Here is a 23,923-nt window from a genome sequence, read left to right as displayed (position 1 = left end):
ATAAAAACAATTTGTTTGACTATTTTTTTCGTGATGGTTTAATATACACAGTGTTCAATTAATTAATATAATACTACAAAAGGAGTCTTATTCATGACAAGAAGTCAAGAAATTGTAAACAATCCCTTTTTAAACAAAGGAACTGCTTTTACTGAAGAAGAACGTAAGACATTAAACCTACAAGGTATGTTACCACCTCGTGTACAAACCTTAAAGGAACAAACAGCTCGTGTATACAAAGAATACTTAACTAAGAGTAACGATTTAGAAAAACGTTTCTACTTAATGAGTATCTTCAACGAAAACCGTGTGCTTTTCTACGCAACTTTCGCTGAACACGTTAGTGAATTCATGCCAGTTGTTTATGATCCAACTATCGCTGACTCAATTGAAAACTACAGCCGTATGTACGTAAACCCACAAAACGCTGCTTACCTTTCAATCAACGATGATGATCAAGCAACTATTCGTCAAAGCTTAATCAATGCTGCAGAAGGTCGTAACATCAAGTTATTAGTTGTAACTGATGGTGAAGGTATTCTTGGTATTGGTGACTGGGCTACTCAAGGTATCGACATCCCAACAGGTAAGTTAATGGTATATACTGCCGCTGCTGGTATCGATCCTTCAGAAGTACTTCCAGTTGTGCTTGATGCTGGTACTACTAGAAAAGAATTAATCGAAGATCCATTGTACTTGGGTAACGCACAAGAACGTGATTACTCAGACAAGTACTACGACTTCGTTGACAAGTTTGTTACTGAAGCTGAAGACCTATTCCCTAACCTATACCTTCACTTTGAAGACTTTGGTCGTGCTAACGCGGCCAAGATCTTAGACAAGTACAAGGACAAATACTTGGTATTTAACGATGATATCCAAGGTACTGGTATCATTGTATTAGCCGGTGTGCTTGGTGGTCTTAACATCTCTGGTGAAAAGATGACTGATCAAAAATACCTCTGTTTCGGTGGTGGTACTGCCGGTGTTGGTATTGCACAACGTGTTGCTGAAGAAATGGTTCAAGAAGGTCTTTCAGAAGAAGAAGCTAAGAAGCACTTCTACATGGTTGACAAGCAAGGTCTATTGTTTGACGACATGGAAGACTTAACTGATGGTCAAAAGAAATTTGCTAGAAGTCGTTCAGAATTCGAAAACTCAGAAGACTTAACTGATTTACTTTCAGTTGTTAAAGCTGTCCACCCAACTATCATGGTTGGTACTTCAACTGTTCCTGGTGCCTTCACTGAAGAAGTGGTTAAGGAAATGTCAGCTCACACTGAACGTCCAATTATCTTACCAATCTCAAACCCAACTAAATTATGTGAAGCAACTGCTGCTGACGTAATTAAGTGGTCAGATGGTCGTGCCCTAGTTGCTACTGGTGTTCCTAGTGATCCAGTTGAATACAACGGTGTAACTTACCAAATCGGTCAAGCTAACAACGCCCTTGTATACCCTGGGATTGGTTTAGGTGCCATTGCTGCTACTGCAACTAACCTAAGTGACAAGATGATCAGTGCTGCTGCTCACTCACTTGGTGGTATCGTGGACCCAACTCAACCAGGTGCTCCAATCCTTCCTCCAGTTGACCAATTAACTGAGTTCTCACAAACTGTTGCTAACTCAGTGGCTCAAACTGCTGTAGACGAAGGTATTACTCGTGAAGAAATTGCTGATGTTAAAGCAGCAGTTGAAGGCGAAAAGTGGTACCCAGTATACAAAGAAGTTAAATAATTAGATTCATTGCAAAACAAAAAAACATTCTGGCTTCAGAGTGTTTTTTTATTTATAACAACTTTTGAAAATAGGAGGAACAATAAATGACTGCATTTTTAACCTCATTATCTAGTGTTGGAGAAATTGTGCTAGTAATTGCTTTAGGTTTCTGGCTCCGAAACTCCGGTCGACTAGGTGATACATTCAAAGGAAACGTTTCATTTATCATTATGAACATTGCCTTGCCGGTTTCAATTTTCATGTCAGTGGTAAGTAAGTTAAATCGAGACAAGTTATTAAGCTTATCGAGTAGTTTAGGTTACGTCTTTTTGTGCTTTGTGCTCGGCTATGCCGTCGCAATTGCCTTAGTTAAGATTTTTAAGATTAGAAAGGGGCGGCGTGGAACCTTCATCAACATGGTGGTAAACGCCAACACCATCTTCATTGGAATGCCATTGAACATGGCGTTGTTTGGTGACAAAGCACTTCCTTACTTCTTGATCTACTACTTGGTAAACACCATTTCAACTTGGGCGGTCGGAATCTTCTTTATTTCGGCAGATGATCCAACTAAGGAAAAAGGGGACAAAGCGGATGCTAACTTTAACTGGAAGAAGTTGCTTCCGGCTCCCTTGATTGGTTTTATCGTGGCACTAGTATGGTTGGTATTGGGCTTACCCATTACCTTCATCGTGCAACCAGAGAGCTTCCCAATGCTTGGAAACACGTTCACCATGGTGGGTGGATTAGTAACACCATTGTCACTAATCTACATTGGAATTATCCTAGCCGATGCCGGTTTGAATTCTATCCACTTTGACCGTGATTCTATCCTAGCCCTCGTTGGTCGGTTCGTAATTGCCCCCGCAATTATGTTGGCAGTCCTATTGGCATTTAGTCATGGTGGCGTTGCCGTTCCAGATATTGCAATGAGCACGTATGTAATTCAAGCTGCTGCACCTGGATTAGCGGTGCTACCAATCTTGGTAGGTCGTTCACACGGGGATGTGGCTTACGCTACCAACGTCGTAGTAACCAGTACGGTACTCTTCGTGGTCGTGGTACCAATCTTAATGCAAGTGTTAACTTTCATTTAAATAAAAAAAGACATCCGAAATTATTTTCGGATGTTTTTTTGTGGGAATTTTTAAATCAACTTGGTACGTTGACTCTCAATGTAGCGAATGAAACGCTTGCTGGCGGTGGAAAGGGAGCTTTCGTTTTTATAGGCGAGGTTGATGGAATGTCTGATGATGGGCGTAGTCTTTAGAAAATGAATATCAAAAGGGCAGTCCTTTTTCATTAACTCTGAGATGAAACTAATTCCCAAGCCGGCTTCGACCATCGACATGACGGTGTAGTCGTCTTGAATCTTATCCTTAATTTTCGGATAGAGATTAACTTGGTGAAAGGCATTTAAGACACTGCTGTGTGAACCTTCTGGAATTAAGATGATATTGTCAGAGGTTGCAAACAACTTCTCTAAGGAAGTCGTTTTTTGCTGACGAAGCGGATGGTTAGCCGGAATGATAGCAAGCATCTTTTCATCTTTGAGGGGATGAGTTTTCAAATCTTTGGTGTAAGGCGGTTTTAAAAAGCCGATATCAACTTTACCAGATAAAATGTAATCACGAACTTCATCAAAGTTACCTTGGTAGAGGGTGAAGTGGATGTTGGGATGACTGGCTTCAAAACCCTTGATCAGCCCAGGAAGCCAGTAGCGGGAAATACTGTTGATGGCACCAATTTTGACCGTTCCAGTTTCTAAGCCGTTGATCTGATTGGCAATTACTTGAGTTTCCTCATATTGTCGAATCAATTCTAAAAATCTGGGATAGATTTTCTTACCATCATTGGTTAAAGAAACTCCGGTACGGGACCGATTTAAGAGTTTAATGTTGAATTCGGTTTCGAGACTAGCGACGGTTTGGCTGATGGAGGACTGGGTGTAACCAAGTTCTTGAGCAGCTTTTGTGAAGCTACCGGTTTCGATAATTTTTTGTAGTGCTAAGAGTCTGTTCATGACAAATCGTTTCTCCTAATGCATTAATTAAAAAGATTAATTTTACTTATTAAAGGTCTGCTTGTAATATTAAGACTATCGGATCAGTTATTCAACTATTTTTAATAAAATTAATAAAAGGAGAGAGCTACAATGGGAATCATGAGTCGAATATTTCGTAAAGAATCGGTCGCTAATTATTTAAAGGCCGATTCACAATTAAAAAGAACCTTGAATGCCTGGGATCTGATTGCCTTGGGAATTGGAGCGGTGATTGGAACCGGGATTTTCATTTTACCCGGTCACGAAGCAGCGCAACACGCCGGTCCCGCGGTTGCCATTGCATTCTTACTGGCAGCTTTACTTTCCGGTGTAGTGGGAATGGCCTATGCTGAATTTTCTTCCGCAATGCCGATTGCCGGTTCCGCCTATTCATTTGGATCGGTTGTCTATGGTGAATTTGTCGGTTGGATGATTGGCTGGTCTTTGATTCTAGAATATTTCTTGGCCGTTTCTGCTGAAGCCACAGGATTTGCCGCCTACTTTAATAATAATATTTTGGCAGCGTTGGGGATTAATTTACCCAAAGCATTGCAAAGTGGTCCCATGGATGGCGGCGTAATTAACCTTACTTCAGTTATTATCATCTTGGTGATTGCCGTGATTATTGCTAAGGGAGCGGACCTTTCGAAAAAAGTGGAAAACGTGGCGGTAATTGTTAAACTAGCAATCATCATCGTGTTCGTAGTTCTTGGTTTCTTCTACATTAAAACTAGTAACTATGTTCCATTTTATCCGGAACAATTTCATGGAGCTCCGTTTGGTCTAGGAGGAATTTCCACAGCTGCAGCCACCGTTTTCTTTGCCTTTATCGGTTTTGATGCCTTGGCAGCCAACTCCGCGGAAACCATTAATCCCAAGAAAAACGTGGTCCGGGGAATTTTGGGAACAGTTCTAATTGCCGTTGTTCTCTACGTGGCCTTCTCACTAGTGTTGGTGGGAATGGTGCACTACACCAAACTAAACGTGGATGATCCCGCTGCCTTTGCGCTTCACGCGGTTGGACTTGATTCTTGGAACAAGTTGGTAACCATCGGAGCCTTGTTTGGAATCTTTACTGCCATGGTTACCATGTTCTTTGGGGGATCTCGCTTGGTCTACGCTCTAGGTCGTGACGGTTTGTTGTCTGCCAAAATGGGTAAGATTGATTCGAAACACCGCGTGCCAAAAAATGCCATCATCGTTTCTACAATTGTGCAAGCCGTGTTTGCCGGATTGGTACCGTTGGAACAATTGGCATCCTTGATTAATGCCGGAACGTTGTTTGCCTTTGCCTGCATCTCATTTGGGGTAATTCCCCTTCGTCGCCGAGCAGATATTAAAAATGATGGATTTAAGATGCCACTTTATCCGGTACTTCCAGTAATTGCCACCTTGATGAGTATTTACTTTATCGTGATGCTCCCAGATCTTACTAAGATTTCTGTAGGAATTTGGTTGGTAATTGGTTTGATTACCTACTTTACCTATGGACTTCATCATTCTAAATTGCAAAAACGTGCTAAATAAAAAAAGACATCCGAAATTATTTTCGGATGTTTTTTTGTGGGAATTTTTTGGTGCGATAAATCTCGTCTAAAAGGTTAGCATCATTGAAAAAGGTGAGGTTAGCACCGCTAACATCGGACCAGGCCAAAATGGAAGCCAAGGTCCCAAACTCCCAAATGATGTCGTAGTTATCGTTATTTTTGGTGATGAAGCTGCGGACAAAGGTGTCACGGGCAATTCGATTGAATTCGATGTCATCGTCTTGTGCTCTGAAAATTTGGGTTTGTTCGCGAACTAAGGCATCGTTGATTGTCGAAAAGGGTGCTTTTTTAAAGTCTTCAATGGAAAAATCAGAGTCTTGAATCACTTTATTAATAAAAAAGCGTAATAATTCGTATTTATCAACGAAGTGTTGGTAAAAGGTATTGCGATGAATCATTGCGGTACTGACGATTTCTGCGACCGTGATTTTGGAAAAAGGCTTCTGGCAAAGTAATTTAGCGAAGCTAGTAAAGATTAACAGGTTGGTTCGTTGCTTTCTGAGGTCAGCCATAATAGACACTTCCTTTACAATGTACATTTAATGTGCATTGTAACATAATTGAACATTTATTTTTGTATCATTTTCAATAGAATAAGGAAGTCGAATAATTTATGAAGGAGGAAAGTAAGATGAAAAAAGGATTAAATAACCTGGGACAATGGATTTTTAAGAATAAATGGAAAACGATTGTCGCTTGGTTAGCAATGTTAGCTGTGTTAATCGGATTTGCCGGATCACTCGGTTCCAATTTTAACCAAAATTTGAAGATTTCTGGGATTCCTTCCACTGATATTCAAAGTACGTTGAAGGATGAATTCCACCAAAACTTGGATTCCGGAACCATGAAAGTGGTGGTTCAGGATAAAGACGGAGATTTGACCGATGCCAAAACTCAAGCTCAAGTGGAAAAGAAGGTTCAGGACTTAAAGGGTAAAGCGGGAATCAAATCGATTACCAGTCCTTATGAAGCACAAGCAATCAGTAAGGATAAAACGACTGGTTACGTTAGCATCACCTTTAAAAAGGATGCGCGTCTAGTTCCGGATAAAGATATTAATCAGGTGAAAAAGACCTTTAATGAGTTGCAAAAAGATAACTTGAAGGTCGCCTACAATGGTTCTGTGAACGTTACTAAGACAGAAATTGGGGGATTTTCTGAGTTAATCGGGATTTCCATTGCCTTCGTCTTACTATTGATCCTCTTTAGATCATTTATAGCGGCTGGTTTACCCATTGTGAGTGCCTTAGTGGGCTTGGTTTCTGGAGTATTATTAATTACGATTGGAACTAATTTATTCTCCATCAGTAACGTCGCCCAAACGTTAGCAGTAATGATTAGTTTAGCAGTCGGAATTGACTACGCCCTATTTATCGTCCACCGTTACCGCAGTGAGTTAGCGAAAACGGATGACCCACAAACAGCACTTGGAAATACCTTAGAAAGTGCCGGGGCTTCGGTCCTCTTTGCCGGAGTGACCGTTATGATCGCCGTTGCGGGTCTAAGTGTAGTGGGCATTGATTTCCTAACCCAAATGGGATTAGCGGCTGCTACTAGTGTGTTCTTCGCGGTAATTTCTGCGATGACCTTGCTTCCAGCGTTAATGTCGTTAGGTAAGAAATTTATTACGCCTAGCCATGATGACGAAAAAGAAACTAAGGATGGGATTTTCACCAAAGCAATTGTGGGACATCCCGTGGTTTCAATCCTAGTGGCTGTGATTGTCTTAGCTGGTTTTGCTACTCCTGCCACCCACATGCGGTTAGGAATGCCATTTGATGGTCAATTGGCAAGCAATAACACGAAGCGTCAAGCGTATGACATGTTGACTGATAAGTTTGGTCAAGGAGTTAACTCACAACTAGTTGGGGTGGTTAAACTTGATAGCCATGCTTCTAAAGCAGAGCAAACCAAGACCGCCAACGAAATTATCAATAAGATTGAAAAAATGAACAACGTTGATAAGTTGGTTCAGTTGCCTGATCAAGCTAAATTAAAACAATTCAAGAGTCCGGCCGGTCAAGCTCAAGTGAAGGCCGATGGGGAAGCTTATGTGAAGCAACAAGTAATGCAAGCGATGATGAGTAACCCGGCAATGGATCAAGCAGCCCAACAGGCTGTGGTTCAAAAGGCAACTGCTGATTATCAAGCGCAAGTACAAGCTAAGTTGCAAGCAGAAATTATGTCATCATATCAAGTTAGTGCTGACGGTAAGTATGCCATGTTTGTGGTAACGCCTAAGACGGGTCCAGCTGATGCCAAGACCGAAGAACTGGCTCAAAAGATTAACAAACTGGGTCGTGATTACCATAAGAATGAAAATACTGACATTGTGTTAACTGGTTCTAATGCGGTTAATATTGATATTTCTAAAAAACTTAACGATGCCATTCCAGTCTTAGTTGGTTTGGTGATGGTGCTCGCCTTTATCTTATTGATGATTGTGTTCAAATCATTCTTGATTCCTTTCTTTGCGATGGTTGGTTTTGGAATGTCATTACTAGCTTCCTTTGGACTTACCACCTTAGTGATGCAAGACGGATTTATGAAAGGACTCTTAGGAATTCACACCAGCGCGCCAATCTTAGCCTTCTTGCCGGTGATTGCCATCGGGATTTTGTTTGGACTAGCGATGGATTATGAAGTCTTCATGGTTTCTCGAATTCACGAAGAGTATCAAAAGACTGGGGACAACACCCAGGCCGTTAAGGTAGGATTGCAAAAGAGTGGTCCCGTGATTGTGACGGCCGCCATTGTAATGATTGCCGTCTTTGGAAGCTTTATTTTATCCATTGATCCAACGGTTAAATCGATCGGAATTGTGTTGGCGTTTGGAGTATTCTTTGATGCCTTCTTGATTCGTTTGATTTTCATTCCTGCAGTGATTAAGTTATGTGGTAAATATAACTGGCAATTATTCTCAAAAAAGAAATAATCAAGAAAAACATCCGTATTTATTTACGGATGTTTTTTTGTAGCTTAAAATTAAGAAATAAAAATATTCGGGATGGTATAAATGATGAACGAAAAATTAAATCAAGTTGAGGCGTATGCCAAAGAAGAAATGGCTGGTGATTACTCCGGTCATGATTATGATCATATTGATCGAGTAGTGAACATGGTTTTGAAACTGTTAACTTATGAACCAGCCAACGGCGAGATTGCATTAACAGCGGCTTACTTACACGATGTGTTTGATGATAAGTTATGCGCTGATCCAGTGTCTAAAAAACAACTCGTGCAGGAAAAACTTGTTAGTTTTGGTTACGATGAAATGGAGATTGACGCTGTCTTTGCCATTATTGAACGGATGTCATTTGCCAATAATATTGATGAAAAACAAGAATTATCTAAAGAAGGTAAGATTGTGCAAGATGCTGACCGGTTAGATTCAATTGGAGCGATTGGAATTGCCCGGGCGTTTGCGTACGGGGCCACACATCAAACGAAGATGTTTGATCCCAAACTTCGTCCCCGCACTAATTTATCGAGAGCTGAATACCGTGATGTCAAAGAAAGTACCACCATTAACCATTTCTACGAAAAATTGTTCTTAGTGGCGGATGAAATGAACACCAGAACGGCACAACGAATTGCTTATGAACGTAAAGTTTACATGAAACGCTTTGTGGAAGAATTCAAAGATGAATGGAACGAATTGTAAATTAGGGTTGTAAAACAAATCCAATAGTTGCAGAATGTACCAGGTAAATAGTTAACTGGTTTTAAACAATTCGAGGTGAATGCTGTGAAGAATGCTAATAAAATTTCGTTAGCCGGAATGATTATTGCAATTGGAATTGTGTACGGAGATATTGGAACTTCGCCACTGTATGTTATGAATGCCATCATTAATGATGCGAAATCACCCGCTAATATTTCACCGGCCTATGTGATTGGTTCAATCTCGTTGATTTTTTGGACGTTGATGATCATTACGACCTTTAAATATGTCGTGTTAGCGATGAACGCCGATAACCACGGTGAAGGTGGGATTTTTTCCTTGTATGCGTTAGTCAGGAAGAATGCCCGCTGGTTGATTATTCCAGCGTTAGTTGGAGGAGCTGCTATTTTGGCGGATGGTACTCTAACGCCCGCAGTTACCGTGACGTCAGCGGTTGAAGGGTTGAAAACTCAGAACTTAGGAATTGACCAACAGACCGTGTTATTGGTTACTACCGCCATTTTAATTGTCGTCTTTTTGGCGCAATACTTTGGGACGGCTGCCATTGGTAAATTATTGGGACCAGTCATGGTGCTTTGGTTTACCTTTTTAGCGGTGTTTGGAATTCTGAATATTTTTAATTATCCTGGGATTTTACAGGCGTTATCACCTTTAAAGGCGATTGAAACCCTGTTCAGTCCTACCAATAAGTCAGGAATATTCATTTTAGGAAGTGTCTTCTTGGCAACCACAGGGGCGGAAGCGTTGTATTCTGACATGGGACACGTCGGTCGGGGCAACATTCGTTTCACTTGGCCCTTTGTCTACTTGGCGCTAACTTTAAACTATCTCGGTCAAGGTGCTTGGATTATCACTAACGTACATACTGCTTCTTTTGCCAAACACTTTACTAGTTTGAATCCGTTTTACGGCATGTTACCCACGAGTTGGGTGATGGTGGGAACCATCATTGCTACCTTAGCGGCCGTAATTGCCTCTCAAGCTTTGATTACCGGATCATTTACCCTAGTATCAGAAGCAATGGGGCTCAAATTATTACCCCGTTTAATCGTAAAACATCCCGGGAAGACTCGGAGTCAGATTTACATTCCTACCATTAACTGGATGCTTTGCACCATTACGATTGGGATTGTCTGGTTCTTTGGTAGTTCGGCTAGCATGGAAGCTGCCTATGGATTAGCCATCACGGTTACTATGCTAATGACCACCTTACTTTTAGGTGCTTACTTAAAGGATCAAAAGGGATTGCAATTCGCGATTCCCGTTGTAATCTTCTTTGGTGTGATTGAACTCATCTTCTTCACTGCCAGCATGGTTAAATTTGTCCGTGGTGGTTACGTAACTTTGCTTATTATGCTCGCCATTTTATATGTAATGTGGAACTGGTACTTTGGAAACAAGGCGCGTGAACGTTATGACCAAGAGAGTGAGTACATTGAAATCACAAAATATCGTGATCAACTGGAAGCATTGAGTCACGATGATACGATTCCAACTTATGCTACCAACTTAATCTACATGACGAAAATGCACGACGGTTATCGGATTAAGCGCAACGTTATGTATTCGATCTTGGATAAGGATCCTAAACGGGCCCAGGTTTACTGGTTTGTTTCCGTCAATGAAACCAACGTTCCTTACGAAAGTAACTATACGATTGATATGATGGGAACCGATAATATGGTAAACGTGCAACTTTACCTTGGGTTTAAGAAGAATCAACATGTGAGTGCTTACTTGCACCAAATCGTGGATAACTTGTTGAAACAGGGAGTCTTACAGAATCAAATTCCTAAGTACACTACGGAAAAGAATCGTAAGATTGGAAACTTTAAGTTTGTAATTGTTAAGGAAAAACCAAACGATTTGATGAACAACAGTGATATTTCGGCATGGGATCGCCATATGATTAGGCAACGAATCTATCTTCAAAACATCACGGTTTCACCAATTCGCTGGTTTGGACTTGAATTTAGTGATGTGGTACAAGAAATTTCACCACTCTTTATCTACAAAAACGTTGATAATTACTTAGTTCAAAGAAAGATTGTTAATCGACCTGATTCTAAATTTCATCAATAAATAAAAAAAGCCGCAGAAACGAATTTCGTTTCTGTGGTTTTTAGTTAGCTTTTATTCGTAAATCTCCGTTAAATCAGCAAACGTTCCGTGCACTAATTTAGCAACATCTTCGGCATTAACCATTACTGAACGACCAATTTGTCCAGAAGAAACAATGATTTCACCTTGCTCTTTAGCACTTTCATCAATATAAATGGGATAACCTTTTTTTTCGTAAATCCCAATGGGCGTATTAGCACCGTGTTCATAAGTGGTGGTTTTGGCTAAATCTTTGAGGGGAATCATTCCCACTTTTTTGTTACCGGATACTTTGGCTAATTTTTTATAGCTTAACCGGGCATCTAAGGGCACGACTCCAACTAGGGGACCACTATTTTTAGCGGTCAAAGCCAAAGTTTTATAAATTTTGTGTTTGGGATATTCAGAACGGTCCGTACTGATTTGGTCAACGTCACCATCTTTATGAGTGGCAAAAATGATCTGTTGGTAGGGGATTTTATGTTGATCTAAGATTTGTTCGACTAATGTTTTATGAATCTTATTCTTTTTAGACATGCTATCACCTCGGCTGCTATTTTAACATATTTGAAAAAATAGTGACTTTTATAAAGTTAAGTAGTACAATAATTTTGTATTGATACTCAAATTGAATAGAAGGAGATTTTTCGAATGGCAGAAGCTAAGAAAAAACACCGTTTGATTGAATATGCTAATGGCCAATCATTAGACGAAATCAACGGAACAGTCGAAGTTCCAAAAAACATCGGATTTTGGAAGACTTTATTTAAGTACTCCGGTCCAGGTGCATTAGTTGCGGTTGGTTATATGGATCCCGGTAACTGGGCAACATCAATTACAGGTGGTCAAAACTTCCAATACATGCTAATGTCAATCATCTTGATTTCAAGTTTGATTGCGATGTTATTACAATACATGGCAGCTAAACTTGGTATCGTGACGCGTATGGATTTAGCACAAGCTATTAGAGCTCGTACTAGTAAATCTCTAGGAATCGTCCTTTGGTTAACCACTGAGTTAGCCATTATGGCAACCGATATCGCAGAGGTTATTGGGGGAGCAATTGCTTTATACCTATTATTTGGGATTCCCATTCTATTTGCCGTATTAATTACGGTGCTTGATGTTTTAGTATTACTTTTACTTACATCAATTGGATTTAGAAAGATTGAAGCCTTAGTTGTGGCTTTAATTCTAGTTATCTTCTTCGTTTTTGCTTACGAAGTGGCCCTTTCAAACCCTGATTGGTTGGGAGTTTTCAAGGGATTGGTTCCAAGTGTTGAAACAGTTAAAGAAACTCCAGTTGTTCATGGGATGTCGCCACTAACTGGTTCACTAGGTATTATTGGAGCAACGGTTATGCCTCATAACTTGTACCTTCACTCCGCTATTTCTCAAACTAGAAAAGTGGATAACGATGATGAAGAAGATGTGGCACGTGCCGTTAAGTTCTCAGCCTTGGATTCAAACATCCAACTAACCATGGCATTCTTGGTTAATGCTTTGCTATTAATCATGGGTGTGGCCGTATTCAAATCAGGTGCTGTTAAAGATACTTCATTCTTTGGTTTATACGAAGCTTTGAAGGATCCGGTATTTATGAGTAATGGTCTACTAGCTAACCTTGCTAAGACCGGGGTTCTATCAACTCTATTCGCCGTTGCCCTCTTGGCCTCTGGTCAAAACTCAACTATTACTGGTACCTTAACTGGTCAAGTGGTAATGGAAGGGTTCATCAGAATGAGAATGCCACTTTGGGCTCGTCGTTTAATTACTCGTTTACTATCAATTGTTCCAGTTCTTCTTTGTGTATTGATGACGGCTGGTCAATCTGACTTGGCTCAACACCAAGCTCTAAATGATTTAATGGAAAATTCCCAAGTGTTCTTGGCTTTCGCCTTACCATTCTCAATGCTTCCATTGTTACTATTTACGAATAGTAAAAACGAGATGGAAGGGGAAAGATTTGCGAACGCCCTTTGGATTAAGATTGCTGGTTGGGCATCAGTTATTACTTTAATCTTCTTGAACCTTTACAACATGCCTAGTGCGGTTGCTGGATTCTTTGGAGATGACATCACTGCCGCTCAAACCAACACTGCTAATACAATTGCCTTAGTAGTTAACGTTTTAGTTCTTGCTTTACTAGCTTGGGTTATCTACGATATTTACAAATCAAATAAAAAATTTGTTGAAACGCACCAAAAAGACTAAAAATTAAATAGTAGAAGGGATTTCTCATTTGATTGGGAAACCCTTTTTATTTTGCTATACTTTAGATATTAATTAGGAACGGGGTATTGCCAGTTGGCCGATTTAGTTTATAAACAAGTAATGAAAAAAATTAAAGATAAAATTAAAGCTCATGATTATGAAAATAATCGGTTGCCAGATGAGCGAACTTTGAGTGCGGAGTTTGAAGTGAGTCGGAGTTCCATCAAACGTGCGCTGGGAATCTTGGCCCAAGAGGGTGTGATCTTTAAAAAGCGGGGAGCGGGGACCTTTGTGAATCCACTCTATTTAAAAAATAAATCGCTCTTTAGCTACGAGGGTTCCAATTTAGGAATTACCAATAACTTACAGTTGGAAGGTTATGATCCAGAAATTAAGGTGTTAGATTTTCAAGTAATTGTGGCACCGGCAGATGTGAAAGCTAGTTTATTCTTACAACCAGATGAGTTCGTTTATAAGATTAAACGACTCCGTTATTTAAACGAACAAGCAATTATCATTGAAACTAGTTATATTCCGATTCGGATTGCACCAGAATTAAATAAAGAAATTGTTAGCAAGTCGTTGTTTGAATACTTTGCTAAGGAGTTAAACCAAACGGGAACCAAGTCGTTTATGTCGATTAAGACCCAGCCATCCACTGCAGATGACCAAGAATTATTGGGCTTAGAACCAGTGGAACCCGTCGAAATTATGGAAGGAATTTTCTTTTTAGACGACGGAACCCCGTTTGAAGTATCCAATATGCGGATTCACTATAAATATTTTAGTTACAATACTTTTGTAAATATTGATGATTAAGGCGGACAAACGTTGTAGCGGTAGTGTTTAAGATATTCTTAATTGATACGTACCAATTAGTTTATTGTTTGACTTTTTTCTAAAAATTGTTAGTATATATGGTGTAGTTTGAGTTGAATCGTATTTCAGCTCATTTCATATTTATTATTCAGCCGACTCGGTTGATGATTATTAAAAGGAGTGTTATTGCATGTCAGTAGATTACAATTCGAAAGAATATTTTGACAAAATGAAGCAATACTGGAACACTGCCAACTACCTTTCAGTTGGACAATTGTTCTTACGTTCTAATCCTTTATTGAAGAAGCCTTTGACTTCTGAAGACGTAAAGGTTAAACCAATTGGACATTGGGGAACTATTTCATCACAAAACTTTATTTACACTCATTTAAACCGTGTAATTAACAAGTATGACTTAAACATGTTCTATGTTGAAGGTTCAGGTCATGGTGGACAAGTTATGGTTTCTAACTCATACATTGATGGAAGCTATTCAGATATCTACCCAGAAATTACTGCCGATGAAGCAGGTATGGCTAAGTTATTCAAACAATTCTCATTCCCAGGTGGTATCGCATCACATGCTGCCCCTGAAACACCAGGTTCAATTCACGAAGGTGGAGAATTAGGTTACTCACTTTCACATGGTGTTGGTGCTATCCTTGATAACCCAGATGTTATTGCTGCCGTTGAAATTGGTGATGGTGAAGCTGAAACTGGTCCTTTAGCTGGATCATGGTTCTCAAGCAGCTTTATCAACCCTGTAACTGATGGTGCTGCACTTCCAATCATTAACTTAAATGGTTTCAAGATTGCTAACCCAACTATTTTCAACCGTACTTCAGACGAAGACTTACGTAAGTACTTCGAAGGTTTAGGTTGGAAACCATACTTCGTTGAAACTAACGAACCTCACGGTACTGATGTTGACGAAGCTAACGTTGCCCTTGCTAAAGCTATGGATTCAGCTGTTGAAGACATTCTTGCAATTCAAAAGAATGCTCGTGAAAACGAAACTGCTGAAACTGCAACTCGCCCAGTATGGCCAATGATTATCTTCCGTTCACCAAAAGGTTGGACTGGTCCAGCTGAAAACGGTAAAGGTCTTCCAATCGAAGGTTCATTCCGTGCTCACCAAGTTCCACTACCTCTAAGTGCCAATGATATGGGTACTGCCGATGAATTCGTTAAATGGATGGAAAGCTACAAGCCAGAAGATTCATTCAACGAAGACGGTACTATCAAAGACGAAATGAAAGAAATGGCTCCTAAGGGTGACCGTCGTATGTCAGTTAACCCTATCACCAATGGTGGTATCGATCCTAAACCATTAGACTTACCTGACTACCGCGATTACGCTGTTGATGTTAAGACTCCTGGTTCAGTAGAAGCTATGGATATGGTTGTTTGGTCAGAATGGGTTCGTGATACTATCAAGAAAAACCCTACCAACTTCCGTGCCTTTGGTCCTGATGAAGCTTGGTCAAACAGACTTTGGGGTGCCTTCGAAGTAACTAACCGTCAATGGGAACGTGAAATTGACGAACCATTCGATGAACACATGGCTCACAACGGTCGTATCATCGATTCACAATTATCAGAACATGATGATGAAGGTTGGTTAGAAGGTTACGTATTAACTGGTCGTCACGGTTTCTTCGCAACTTACGAAGCCTTTGGTCGAGTAGTTGACTCAATGCTTACTCAACACTTCAAGTGGTTAAGAAAAGCTTCAGAAATGGAATGGAGAAAACAATATCCTTCATTGAACTTTGTTGATTCTTCAACTGTATTCCAACAAGACCACAATGGTTACACTCACCAAGATCCAGGTCTTATCAACCATCTTGCTGAAAAGAAACCAGAATTCATTCGTGAATACTTCCCAGCTGATGCTAACACATTATTAGCTGTTGCTGATGAAGCATTCTCAAGTTACGAAAAGATTAACTTAATTACAACTTCAAAACACCCACGTCCACAATGGTTCAACATTGACGAAGCTTCAAACCTTGTTAAAAATGGTTTAGGTTACGTTGACTGGGCCTCAACTGACCAAGGTGCAAAACCTGATATCGTTATTGCTTCTGCTGGTGTAGAACCAACTCTTGAAGCATTAGCTGCTGTATCAATCTTAAACAAACGTTTCCCAGACATGAAGATTCGTTTCATCAACGTTGTTGACTTGCTTAAGTTACGTAGTCCAAAACTTGACCCTCGTGGTTTAAGTGATGAAGACTTCAACAACTTGTTCACAACTGATACTCCAATCTTATTTGCCTTCCACGGTTTCGAAGATATCATCAGAACTATCTTCTTCGATCGTGACAACAAGAACGTTGACGTTCACGGTTACCGTGAAAATGGTGATATTACTACACCATTTGACATGCGTGTTCTTAACCAAATGGACCGTTTCGACTTAGCTAAAGAAGTAGTTGAAAACGTTCCTGGTCTTGCTGAAAGCAACATGGACTTCATTCAAGAAATGAAAGACATGGTTGACAAACACAACCATTACATCAGACTTGAAGGTACTGATCTACCAGAAGTTAATGACTGGAAATGGACTCCACTTAACAAATAATCTAATTACTTGTTAAAAATAAAAAGAGAACTCTTCGGAGTTCTCTTTTTTTTGTGTTTATTTTTGCATTTCAATGGGAATGGGAGCCTCTAATGCTAACGACTGCTGATAAAACGGAGTGTGTAATTTTACCTTCCAAGAATGTAGGTTCATGGGTAATGCTTCGTTTGCGGTTTCATCGTAAAGGGGATCATTGACGATGGGATGTCCTAAACTAGCTAAGTGAACTCGAATTTGGTGAGTGCGACCGGTTTCTAACTGAATGGCTAAACAAGTTTCACTGCTAGTAGTTTTTAGGACCTGATAGTGGGTAATGGCTGATTTGCTCTTAAAACCGTTGATTTTGCGTTTACGTTGATCATTTTCATCATAACCAATGGGAGTGGTAATTATGCCTGAATCGTCCTTTAAATGACCGTGAACCCAAACCAAATAGGTCCGCTTGATTTTCTTTCTCCGGATTAGATTAGTTAGTGGGGGAACTACCGCGGGACTTTTAGCCATAATCAAGACGCCACTGGTCTCTTGATCAAGGCGGTGAATGATATAGGGAACCTGTGGTTGTAGATATCCCGCCGCCAGGTTTAATAAGGCCCCTGATTCCCCGGGTTGATTAGCGTGGGTTTTCACGCCCCGTGGTTTATTAATGATTAACAAATCCGCATCTTCGTATAAAACATCGATTGGTTTGGAATCATCGGCAATCACATTGGGATGGGGATTTTTAAAATCACAGTCTAAAAATTGTAATTGAATCAGGTCGCCGTGGTGAATCGAAAAATTCATCGGCAGGTATTTGCCGTTCACCAATACCCGATAATTAGTGCGCAGCGAAAATATCAGATGCTTAGGGATTAACAGGAAGTTAGCTAGATAATCTCTGAGTGATTGTTGCTCAAATTCCTCGGGTACGGTAAGTTGGTAATCATAACTTTGCATAAAAATCTCCAAATAAAAAGTCTATCAATACTGATAGACAATTTTAAAATTGTTTTATTTAACGACTAAAACATCTTGTTTGGCGTTTCTGATTACGTAGTTAGTAACGGAACCGACCACAAGTTGTTCCACGGCAGAAAGACCAGTCGAACCGATAATGATTAAATCATCTTGATGATCTTCAGGGAATTCTTGGGCGATAATCTTCTTAGGATTACCGTAACGCATGTGGATTGAAACATCGTTGAGGCCTTCTTTAACAGCTGTCTGTTTGAGGGTTTCTAAGACTTCCTTGGTTTGATCAGTTAGTTGGTAAACAGTTTCGGCTGAGACTGCGTTTCCGTAATTACGGTTGAATTGGGTAACCTGAATTACGTTTAAAATATCTAAGTGAGAACCATTTTGTTTTGCTACTTCAATTGCTCTGTCTAAGATTGGCATAGTATCTTCGCCGCCATCAATGGGTGCTAAAATACGTTTATATTGTTTTGCCATTTCGACCACCTCTTTATTAGTTTCCTTAATTATACCATTTTTTGAAAAGTTGCAATAATTTTTGGACTTAATAATGTCCGGATTTTAAAGGGTTTTGTGGCTTGATTTAATTTTTTGTTAAGATTTTTCGTTGACACTAATCTGAAAGAATGATTAAATAATAACAACCAAAAAAGAAGGGATTCTGAATGATGAAAAATACAAGTCAACAAGTTGAATATTGTAAGGTAGTTTCATCAGTCTTTGCGTTAGTCATTATTAAGTAGCCATCTCATCTGATTCCAGATGCGGGTGGTGAATCCGTATCTACGCAGAGATTTATTTTAGTTGCTCGGCTAGATACAATAGTAATTTTTACTAAATCTAACGGGCACTGATACCAGAATTTTATCCAAATAAAATCCATTTCAAACCCATTAGTTTAGTAAATTGACTAATGGGTTTTTTCTTTAAAAAAAAGGTGGAGGAGATAGATTATGAAATATGGAGTAATTGGAGCTGGAGCAATGGGATACCGTTACGGGGTCTTACTTCAAGAAAATGCCAATGTAGAAGTTGATTTTATTGATACTTGGGAACCTAACGTAGAAAAAGTTAGAGAACAAGGCGGAGTCTATGTTTCTAGAGACCACGCTGACAAGCACTTAGTTCCCGTCAACATCTATTATCCAGAAGAATATCAAGGCCACCCCGATGTGTGGATTATTTTCAAAAAACAAATGCAATTAGCAGAAGAATTAAAACGAGATGCAGCCGCAGGAATCTTTCACGATGACCAATATGCCTTTTCCGCCATGAATGGTTTAGGTCATTTTGAAAAGATCGAAGAATACTTTGATAAGGATAAAATGGTGGCTGGAACAGCGATGATTGCGACAGTGTTAAACGGACCTGGTGACGTTGATTTTATCGGTCCTAAGAACGGGGAAGCAATGCACATGGCACCTTATAATGACAAAGAACCAGATGCTGTGATGAAGGAAATGGAAAGTGACTTTAACCGTGCCACTTTAGGCCCAGAAATGGCTACCAACTACTTAGGAATGTGTATGACCAAGGTTTCTTTCAATGCGGTATGTAACACGTTATGTACCATGTTTGAAATTAACATGGGCCAATTCAACGAATACGATGGAATTGACGAAATGGCTAAGCAGTTATTTGATGAAGCTCACGATGCTTGTGCTCGAGCCGGAATTCAAATGATTGAAACCAGACAACAACAGGTTCAAAGTGTCTTAGATTCATGTGTGAAGTTGAAATATCACTACCCATCAATGTATCAAGACTTTTCTAAGAACCGTCCTACTGAAGTTGATTACATCAACGGTTACATTGCCAAGGTCGGTCGTGACAATGATTATGTTTGTCGCACCCATGAATTTGTGACTCACGAAGTTCATTTAGCAGAAACCATGCGCCAGTTTAAATAAATTAATTAAAACGAAGAGGAGAAAACATCATGACATTTAGATATGCAAACGGAGTTCCAACTAGTACTGAAAACGCAACGGCAGATATCTTAAAGGCGGCTGCTGATCCCAAGGTAATTTCCTTTGGTGGTGGGTTACCCGCACCCGAATTATTCCCAGTTGAAAAAATGAAAGCTGCTGCCGATAAGGTCTTTGATAAGTATGGTCAAAGCGTTTTACAATATGCCGAAACTTTAGGTTACCCTGAGTTACGGAAACAAATCGTTAAATTAATGCATGATCGTGATGTAGAAACGACCTTTGATAACGTCGGAGTTGTGGGTGGTTCACAACAAGCCATTGATTTGGTAGCTCGAATGTTGATTAATCCTGGTGACGTGGTAATTACAGAAGATCCTACTTACTTAGCTGCCATTGATGTGTTTAATTCTTATGGTGCTAAGATGGTCGGCGTGGAAATGGACGAAGATGGGATTAAGACGGATGCCTTAGCCAAGACCTTAAAAGAATACCCAGAAGCCAAGTTCATTTACACCATTCCCAACTTCCAAAACCCAACTGGTAGAACCATGACGGTGGAGAGAAGAAAAGAATTAGTCAAGGTAGCTGATGAAGCAGGGGTTCCTGTAGTTGAAGATGATCCATATGGTGCAATTCGTTACGCCGGGGAATTCTTACCATCATTAAAACACTTTGATAAAGACGATAACGTTATTTACTTAAGTTCATTTTCAAAGGTGTTAGCTCCCGGCATGCGGATGGGTTGGTTAGTAGCTAGTAAAGAATTTATGGCTAAGTTTACCATTATCAAGCAAAATGCCGATTTACATTCAGACAACTTAACCCAATACATTATTGCGCAATTCTTGGAAGATAATGACATTTACGCCCACATCAAAAAGATTACGGATGTTTACGAACATCGTGCCAACTTAATGTTGCAATTAATTGATGAAAAATTTCCTAAAAACGTGCACCACAGTACTCCAGAAGGAGGAATGTTTATCTGGGTTGAAGTTCCGGGGGTTCATACCGAAGATCTCTTTAAGGAATGTATCAAACACAACGTGGCCTTTGTTCCCGGTTCTGCTTTCTATGCTAATGCCGGCAAAGATGGTACTTTCCGGATGAACTTCTCCAATATGAATGACGAACAAATTAAAGAAGGAATTGATCGGATGGCCAAAGCTCTTAAAGTGGTTATGCCTAAATAGTGAAAAAGAAGTTCAGGAATGAACTTCTTTTTTTCTGCCTTCATGTGGTAAATGCGGTAGTATCTAAGCGTTATTTTCGCTATACTAAACGTAAAGGTGGTTTAAAATGAAAAATATTAATCGATTATTAATTTGTTCTCTAGGATCATTAGTTTGGTTGTTAGGGATTAACTATTTAATGCAACTGACTAGTTTAGGATTTACCCCAAGCGCAACTTTTGCCAGAACTAGTATCATGGCGGTACTTTTATTTGCCGTTCCATTACTACTCATGATTTTAAAAATCCGGGTGGGCTTGTATTTCTTAATGCTCGTCCAATTAATCTATTCCGTGGGTTATTTAAATGGAATTTATAACGTGGCAACCCTTAATTCAGTAGCTACACTGGTTAAGCTAGTTGTGATAGGCCTAATTGTTTTAGGGTTCTTGTTGAACTTAATCTGGTTTATAATTGCTTGGCAATATCGGAAAGAAATCAGTGCTAAACAGGTTGAGCGTTACATGAAATATAGAAAATAGAGGTTTAAAGAATGAGAATTGAAGAAGAAAGTTTTGTAGAAGAAGCGGTGGCAGAAGCATATGCCGTCAAAAAATTTGATGCTAGTCTAGCTGATTTACAAAACGATGGAGAACAAACGTTGGCACCGTTAGCTAACTTTGTGGAAGCAGCCCTTAACTCTGACAAAATTGCTAGTGCTGAACTCTGGATTGGGGATGCGGACTTATTAATCAAGTTACAAACTTCAATCATTAACTTACCCCTACATTATGGGAAAAACATTCATAAGATTATGGTGGGTGACGGTGAGGTGGACGTTAACGTCTACATGTTAATGGATGCTGAAAAGTTAAATAAGACTGGTTCTCGAATTGATGAATTGGCTAGTTCAGATGATTTTGTAGCGGATGTTAGTGGCAATGTCGCTAAGTTTAACGACTGGGTGAAAACGCAACTGCAAACGATTGCTGAAAACGAACAAGCCGCTGCAGAAGCAGATGACGAAGAAAAATAGCAATCATGGGTAAAACGTGGTATAGTAAAGCTATGCGACGAGCCGAATAAGCATTAGCTTATTGTTTGCTAGGAGCCACGTTTTTACTGCCGGATTTGCAGGTGGCTTGGTTAGATAGGTGATGTGAACACCCCTAACTCGTTTGATTTTTATCAAATGCCTAAAAAGAGCTGCAGATATTTAATATCTGCAGCTCTTTTTGTTTGGTTTATTTTTGGTTTTCGTAATTAGTTCTGGTTAAGCCCATGTAAAAGGCATCGTGATAGCTTCCCATGGCATAAAATTGCTCTTTGATGGTACCTTCAATTTCAAAGCCGAGTTTTTGGTAAATGTGGGCCGCTGCTTCATTTTCCACGTCCACATAAAGGAAAAGTTTATGCATGTTGTAGATTTCAAACATTTGTTGAATCATTTGTTTCATGGCAGTTTGGGCAAAGCCATTTCCTTGGTGTTGATCGAGCAGGGTAATTTCAATTTCACCAACGCGGGCAATTGTGTCGATGTCGATGACTTCAATTAAACCGACCTTGGTTTGGCGTTCTGCCATTCCGGTCTCAGTTATGCTGATTACTTTACTAATGATATCGTCAGCTTTTACGTGAAGTTCAATGAACTGTTTTAGTTGTTCTTCGTTAGTAAAGGGTGGTTGAAACCAGTAACGTAAAGTTGAGGGTTGTTCGAAAAGGTCCTTAACTAACTCTTGATCATCGTTGGAAAGGGGAATTAAATTAACTGTTTGATTTAACATATATACTCCTATTTAACTAAGTAGACTTGGTCTTTGATCAGGTCGAAGTGGGGATAAAACTGGTTTAGCTCGGTGAGATCGTCAGTGGTGACGAATTTTGCGGTTTGCCAAAATTCAGGTGAATTAGTGGCGCCGTTTTGTTCCCCAATTACCAGTAACTGTACCGGATAGTCATCGTTGCGGATGGAATTTAAAAGCTCCATGTCAATGGGAAGGCCATCTGGAGACCAACACATAATGATGAAGTCGACCTGATCTTTGTATTTTTCGTAGGCTTCTAGTGCGGTTAGTTGTTCGACTGGAACCACGGTCTGTTTGCCGGTTTGATTTTCGTGGGTCCAAGTTAAACTATCGGTAGCAATAATCTGAGCGTGATTATTTTGCAAACCTTGTGAAATGTAACCATTTCCTGCCATTACTTCTAAGGCCGGGCGACCGTTTAAAAATTTAGCCAGCTCAGCAGTAAAACCGCTAGAAATATACGCCCACATTCCGTATTGTTCTTCTAAATAATCGCGAAACGAACGCAATTTTCGATCTAGTTCGGGCAAATCACTGGATAGTTTTTCCCAGAGTTCATCACCTTTTGGGTCACCCATGTCGTATTTTTCGTTGATTTTTCGATAGATTTGATCTTGAATATCATCGGGAAGTTCTAAGTCCGGTAAGTTTTGGGGCAGTTGTTGTTTAGCTAAAAATTGATCCGCTAACAAGATTTGTTTGATTAAATACGTAACCGCTGGATAGTCTTGATATTCAGTTTCATAGTCTTTGAGTTGCTTAATATAAGCGGGGACCACCGGAGTGACCTTTCCACGCTTCTTGAATTTTTTTAGTTGCTTGCGCTTCATAAAAACTCCTAGTAACCGAGGTCTAATTCTTCTTGATGGTCAAAGCCATCTTCTCTACGTTTCTTCTTACCATGAAGATAACCATCAATTAGTTGGTATATTTCATAGCGGTCTTTTCCGTTAATGGGTTGATCGTTAAAGTAAATTTCAGTTCCAGAAATAAATAATTTGGAGAGGTCGATATTTTCACTATCAACTCGCCCGCTTAAATAATCCATTGAAACGTTAAAGTAAGTCGCTAACTTACGTACTTCTACATAAGAGGGATTTCTAATTCCTCGTTCCCAGTTTCCAATTTGTGATGCGGTGTTTTCATGATCCTTATCAGTCAGAAACATTTGGTTTAATTCGTTTGCTAATTCGGCAAGGGTAATATGCCTTCCGCTTCTTAAGGCCTTGAGTCTTTCTGGAAACATTTTTAATCTCCTTAATCTAAAATATCTGATATCTCCATTATACCTTAAATAGTAGAGCGTGCTGCGTTTAAAAATTGGGTTTTAGTATGGTATGATTA

21 protein-coding genes are annotated in these 23,923 nt (G+C 39.7%); 13 read left to right on the top strand and 8 right to left on the bottom strand.

The features are described from left to right. The first annotated feature begins 93 nt into the window (after nt 1-93). Both R4B61_RS01300 and R4B61_RS01295 read left to right on the top strand, forming a co-directional pair. The gene (locus R4B61_RS01300) at nt 94-1,737 is read left to right on the top strand and encodes a malolactic enzyme (protein WP_413627847.1); all 1,644 of its coding nucleotides are present in this window, start codon (nt 94-96) and stop codon (nt 1,735-1,737) included. 86 nt (nt 1,738-1,823) lie between these two features. Beyond that, nucleotides 1,824-2,816, top strand: coding sequence for an AEC family transporter (locus R4B61_RS01295; RefSeq protein ID WP_413627846.1), 993 nt, complete (start codon nt 1,824-1,826; stop codon nt 2,814-2,816). A 50-nt stretch (nt 2,817-2,866) separates the two neighbouring features. Here the strand turns inward: R4B61_RS01295 and R4B61_RS01290 are convergent, their stop codons facing one another. Further along, complete coding sequence (locus R4B61_RS01290; protein ID WP_413627845.1) at nt 2,867-3,742, bottom strand: LysR family transcriptional regulator; 876 nt, start codon at nt 3,740-3,742, stop codon at nt 2,867-2,869. A 141-nt stretch (nt 3,743-3,883) separates the two neighbouring features. On the opposite strand from R4B61_RS01290, the gene R4B61_RS01285 reads away from it, so the two are divergent. Continuing rightward, nucleotides 3,884-5,290: an amino acid permease gene (locus R4B61_RS01285; protein ID WP_413628274.1), complete on the top strand. Its 1,407-nt coding sequence runs from the start codon at nt 3,884-3,886 to the stop codon at nt 5,288-5,290. Nucleotides 5,291-5,306: 16 nt separating this feature from the next. Here R4B61_RS01285 and R4B61_RS01280 read toward each other — a convergent pair whose 3' ends face one another. Further along, nucleotides 5,307-5,822, bottom strand: coding sequence for a TetR family transcriptional regulator (locus R4B61_RS01280; RefSeq protein WP_413627844.1), 516 nt, complete (start codon nt 5,820-5,822; stop codon nt 5,307-5,309). Nucleotides 5,823-5,941: 119 nt separating this feature from the next. Between R4B61_RS01280 and R4B61_RS01275 the strand changes: the two genes are divergently transcribed. The 3 genes from R4B61_RS01275 (at nt 5,942) to R4B61_RS01265 (ending at nt 11,077) form a co-directional block, all read left to right on the top strand. Further along, a complete protein-coding gene (locus R4B61_RS01275; RefSeq protein WP_413627843.1) occupies nt 5,942-8,245 on the top strand; it encodes an MMPL family transporter in 2,304 nt (767 codons plus the stop codon). A gap of 81 nt (nt 8,246-8,326) precedes the next feature. Further along, on the top strand, nt 8,327-8,974 hold the full coding sequence (locus R4B61_RS01270; protein ID WP_413627842.1) for an HD domain-containing protein: 648 nt from the start codon (nt 8,327-8,329) through the stop codon (nt 8,972-8,974). A 117-nt stretch (nt 8,975-9,091) separates the two neighbouring features. Beyond that, nucleotides 9,092-11,077: a KUP/HAK/KT family potassium transporter gene (locus R4B61_RS01265; protein ID WP_413628273.1), complete on the top strand. Its 1,986-nt coding sequence runs from the start codon at nt 9,092-9,094 to the stop codon at nt 11,075-11,077. A gap of 51 nt (nt 11,078-11,128) precedes the next feature. Here R4B61_RS01265 and R4B61_RS01260 read toward each other — a convergent pair whose 3' ends face one another. Then, a complete protein-coding gene (locus tag R4B61_RS01260; RefSeq protein WP_413627841.1) occupies nt 11,129-11,632 on the bottom strand; it encodes an aminoacyl-tRNA deacylase in 504 nt (167 codons plus the stop codon). Between the two features lie 114 nt (nt 11,633-11,746). Here R4B61_RS01260 and R4B61_RS01255 point away from each other — a divergent pair, with 114 nt between their 5' ends. The 3 genes from R4B61_RS01255 (at nt 11,747) to R4B61_RS01245 (ending at nt 16,715) form a co-directional block, all read left to right on the top strand. After that, nucleotides 11,747-13,309, top strand: coding sequence for an Nramp family divalent metal transporter (locus tag R4B61_RS01255; RefSeq protein ID WP_413627840.1), 1,563 nt, complete (start codon nt 11,747-11,749; stop codon nt 13,307-13,309). A gap of 93 nt (nt 13,310-13,402) precedes the next feature. Continuing rightward, nucleotides 13,403-14,128, top strand: a complete 726-nt coding sequence (locus R4B61_RS01250; protein WP_413627839.1) for a GntR family transcriptional regulator — start codon at nt 13,403-13,405, stop codon at nt 14,126-14,128. A gap of 190 nt (nt 14,129-14,318) precedes the next feature. Beyond that, nucleotides 14,319-16,715, top strand: coding sequence for a phosphoketolase (locus R4B61_RS01245; protein ID WP_413627838.1), 2,397 nt, complete (start codon nt 14,319-14,321; stop codon nt 16,713-16,715). Between the two features lie 57 nt (nt 16,716-16,772). On the opposite strand, the gene R4B61_RS01240 is transcribed toward R4B61_RS01245, so the two are convergent. Next, on the bottom strand, nt 16,773-17,654 hold the full coding sequence (locus R4B61_RS01240) for an RluA family pseudouridine synthase (RefSeq protein ID WP_413627837.1): 882 nt from the start codon (nt 17,652-17,654) through the stop codon (nt 16,773-16,775). Between the two features lie 54 nt (nt 17,655-17,708). Then, entirely contained in the window at nt 17,709-18,149 is a 441-nt protein-coding gene (locus R4B61_RS01235) for a universal stress protein (protein ID WP_413627836.1), read from the bottom strand. Nucleotides 18,150-18,625: 476 nt separating this feature from the next. Between R4B61_RS01235 and R4B61_RS01230 the strand changes: the two genes are divergently transcribed. From R4B61_RS01230 to R4B61_RS01215, 4 genes are all read left to right on the top strand, one after another. Further along, nucleotides 18,626-19,582, top strand: a complete 957-nt coding sequence (locus R4B61_RS01230; RefSeq protein ID WP_413627835.1) for a ketopantoate reductase family protein — start codon at nt 18,626-18,628, stop codon at nt 19,580-19,582. A 29-nt stretch (nt 19,583-19,611) separates the two neighbouring features. Then, nucleotides 19,612-20,796, top strand: coding sequence for a PLP-dependent aminotransferase family protein (locus R4B61_RS01225; protein WP_413627834.1), 1,185 nt, complete (start codon nt 19,612-19,614; stop codon nt 20,794-20,796). A 106-nt stretch (nt 20,797-20,902) separates the two neighbouring features. After that, complete coding sequence (locus R4B61_RS01220) at nt 20,903-21,316, top strand: hypothetical protein (RefSeq protein ID WP_413627833.1); 414 nt, start codon at nt 20,903-20,905, stop codon at nt 21,314-21,316. An 11-nt stretch (nt 21,317-21,327) separates the two neighbouring features. Further along, nucleotides 21,328-21,810 (top strand): hypothetical protein, encoded by a 483-nt coding sequence (locus tag R4B61_RS01215; protein WP_413627832.1) that lies wholly within the window; start codon nt 21,328-21,330, stop codon nt 21,808-21,810. Between the two features lie 208 nt (nt 21,811-22,018). On the opposite strand, the gene R4B61_RS01210 is transcribed toward R4B61_RS01215, so the two are convergent. Genes R4B61_RS01210 through R4B61_RS01200 form a run of 3 tightly spaced genes read right to left on the bottom strand, consistent with a single transcriptional unit; the run spans nt 22,019 to nt 23,825 of the window. After that, nucleotides 22,019-22,558, bottom strand: coding sequence for a GNAT family N-acetyltransferase (locus R4B61_RS01210; RefSeq protein WP_413627831.1), 540 nt, complete (start codon nt 22,556-22,558; stop codon nt 22,019-22,021). Nucleotides 22,559-22,566: 8 nt separating this feature from the next. Next, nucleotides 22,567-23,409 carry an SAM-dependent methyltransferase gene (locus R4B61_RS01205; protein ID WP_413627830.1) on the bottom strand — a complete coding sequence of 281 codons (843 nt, stop codon included), beginning with the start codon at nt 23,407-23,409 and terminating at the stop codon, nt 22,567-22,569. An 8-nt stretch (nt 23,410-23,417) separates the two neighbouring features. Then, on the bottom strand, nt 23,418-23,825 hold the full coding sequence (locus R4B61_RS01200) for a helix-turn-helix domain-containing protein (RefSeq protein WP_413627829.1): 408 nt from the start codon (nt 23,823-23,825) through the stop codon (nt 23,418-23,420). Nucleotides 23,826-23,923: the final 98 nt, after the last annotated feature.

The organism is Fructilactobacillus vespulae (assembly GCF_047324295.1).
In the GTDB taxonomy this organism is placed as follows: Bacteria; Bacillota; Bacilli; order Lactobacillales; family Lactobacillaceae; genus Fructilactobacillus; species Fructilactobacillus vespulae.
This window is presented reverse-complemented; position numbering and strand designations above follow the sequence as displayed.

Coding starts and splice junctions, on each gene's coding strand:
- R4B61_RS01290 (WP_413627845.1), bottom strand. CDS start 3,742: ATGAACAGACTCTTAGCACTACAAAAAATTATCGAAACCGGTAGCTTC.
- R4B61_RS01220 (WP_413627833.1), top strand. CDS start 20,903: ATGAAAAATATTAATCGATTATTAATTTGTTCTCTAGGATCATTAGTT.
- R4B61_RS01215 (WP_413627832.1), top strand. CDS start 21,328: ATGAGAATTGAAGAAGAAAGTTTTGTAGAAGAAGCGGTGGCAGAAGCA.
- R4B61_RS01270 (WP_413627842.1), top strand. CDS start 8,327: ATGATGAACGAAAAATTAAATCAAGTTGAGGCGTATGCCAAAGAAGAA.
- R4B61_RS01200 (WP_413627829.1), bottom strand. CDS start 23,825: ATGTTTCCAGAAAGACTCAAGGCCTTAAGAAGCGGAAGGCATATTACC.
- R4B61_RS01230 (WP_413627835.1), top strand. CDS start 18,626: ATGAAATATGGAGTAATTGGAGCTGGAGCAATGGGATACCGTTACGGG.
- R4B61_RS01275 (WP_413627843.1), top strand. CDS start 5,942: ATGAAAAAAGGATTAAATAACCTGGGACAATGGATTTTTAAGAATAAA.
- R4B61_RS01265 (WP_413628273.1), top strand. CDS start 9,092: ATGATTATTGCAATTGGAATTGTGTACGGAGATATTGGAACTTCGCCA.
- R4B61_RS01280 (WP_413627844.1), bottom strand. CDS start 5,822: ATGGCTGACCTCAGAAAGCAACGAACCAACCTGTTAATCTTTACTAGC.
- R4B61_RS01295 (WP_413627846.1), top strand. CDS start 1,824: ATGACTGCATTTTTAACCTCATTATCTAGTGTTGGAGAAATTGTGCTA.
- R4B61_RS01205 (WP_413627830.1), bottom strand. CDS start 23,409: ATGAAGCGCAAGCAACTAAAAAAATTCAAGAAGCGTGGAAAGGTCACT.
- R4B61_RS01225 (WP_413627834.1), top strand. CDS start 19,612: ATGACATTTAGATATGCAAACGGAGTTCCAACTAGTACTGAAAACGCA.
- R4B61_RS01245 (WP_413627838.1), top strand. CDS start 14,319: ATGTCAGTAGATTACAATTCGAAAGAATATTTTGACAAAATGAAGCAA.
- R4B61_RS01255 (WP_413627840.1), top strand. CDS start 11,747: ATGGCAGAAGCTAAGAAAAAACACCGTTTGATTGAATATGCTAATGGC.
- R4B61_RS01240 (WP_413627837.1), bottom strand. CDS start 17,654: ATGCAAAGTTATGATTACCAACTTACCGTACCCGAGGAATTTGAGCAA.
- R4B61_RS01285 (WP_413628274.1), top strand. CDS start 3,884: ATGAGTCGAATATTTCGTAAAGAATCGGTCGCTAATTATTTAAAGGCC.
- R4B61_RS01260 (WP_413627841.1), bottom strand. CDS start 11,632: ATGTCTAAAAAGAATAAGATTCATAAAACATTAGTCGAACAAATCTTA.
- R4B61_RS01300 (WP_413627847.1), top strand. CDS start 94: ATGACAAGAAGTCAAGAAATTGTAAACAATCCCTTTTTAAACAAAGGA.
- R4B61_RS01210 (WP_413627831.1), bottom strand. CDS start 22,558: ATGTTAAATCAAACAGTTAATTTAATTCCCCTTTCCAACGATGATCAA.
- R4B61_RS01235 (WP_413627836.1), bottom strand. CDS start 18,149: ATGGCAAAACAATATAAACGTATTTTAGCACCCATTGATGGCGGCGAA.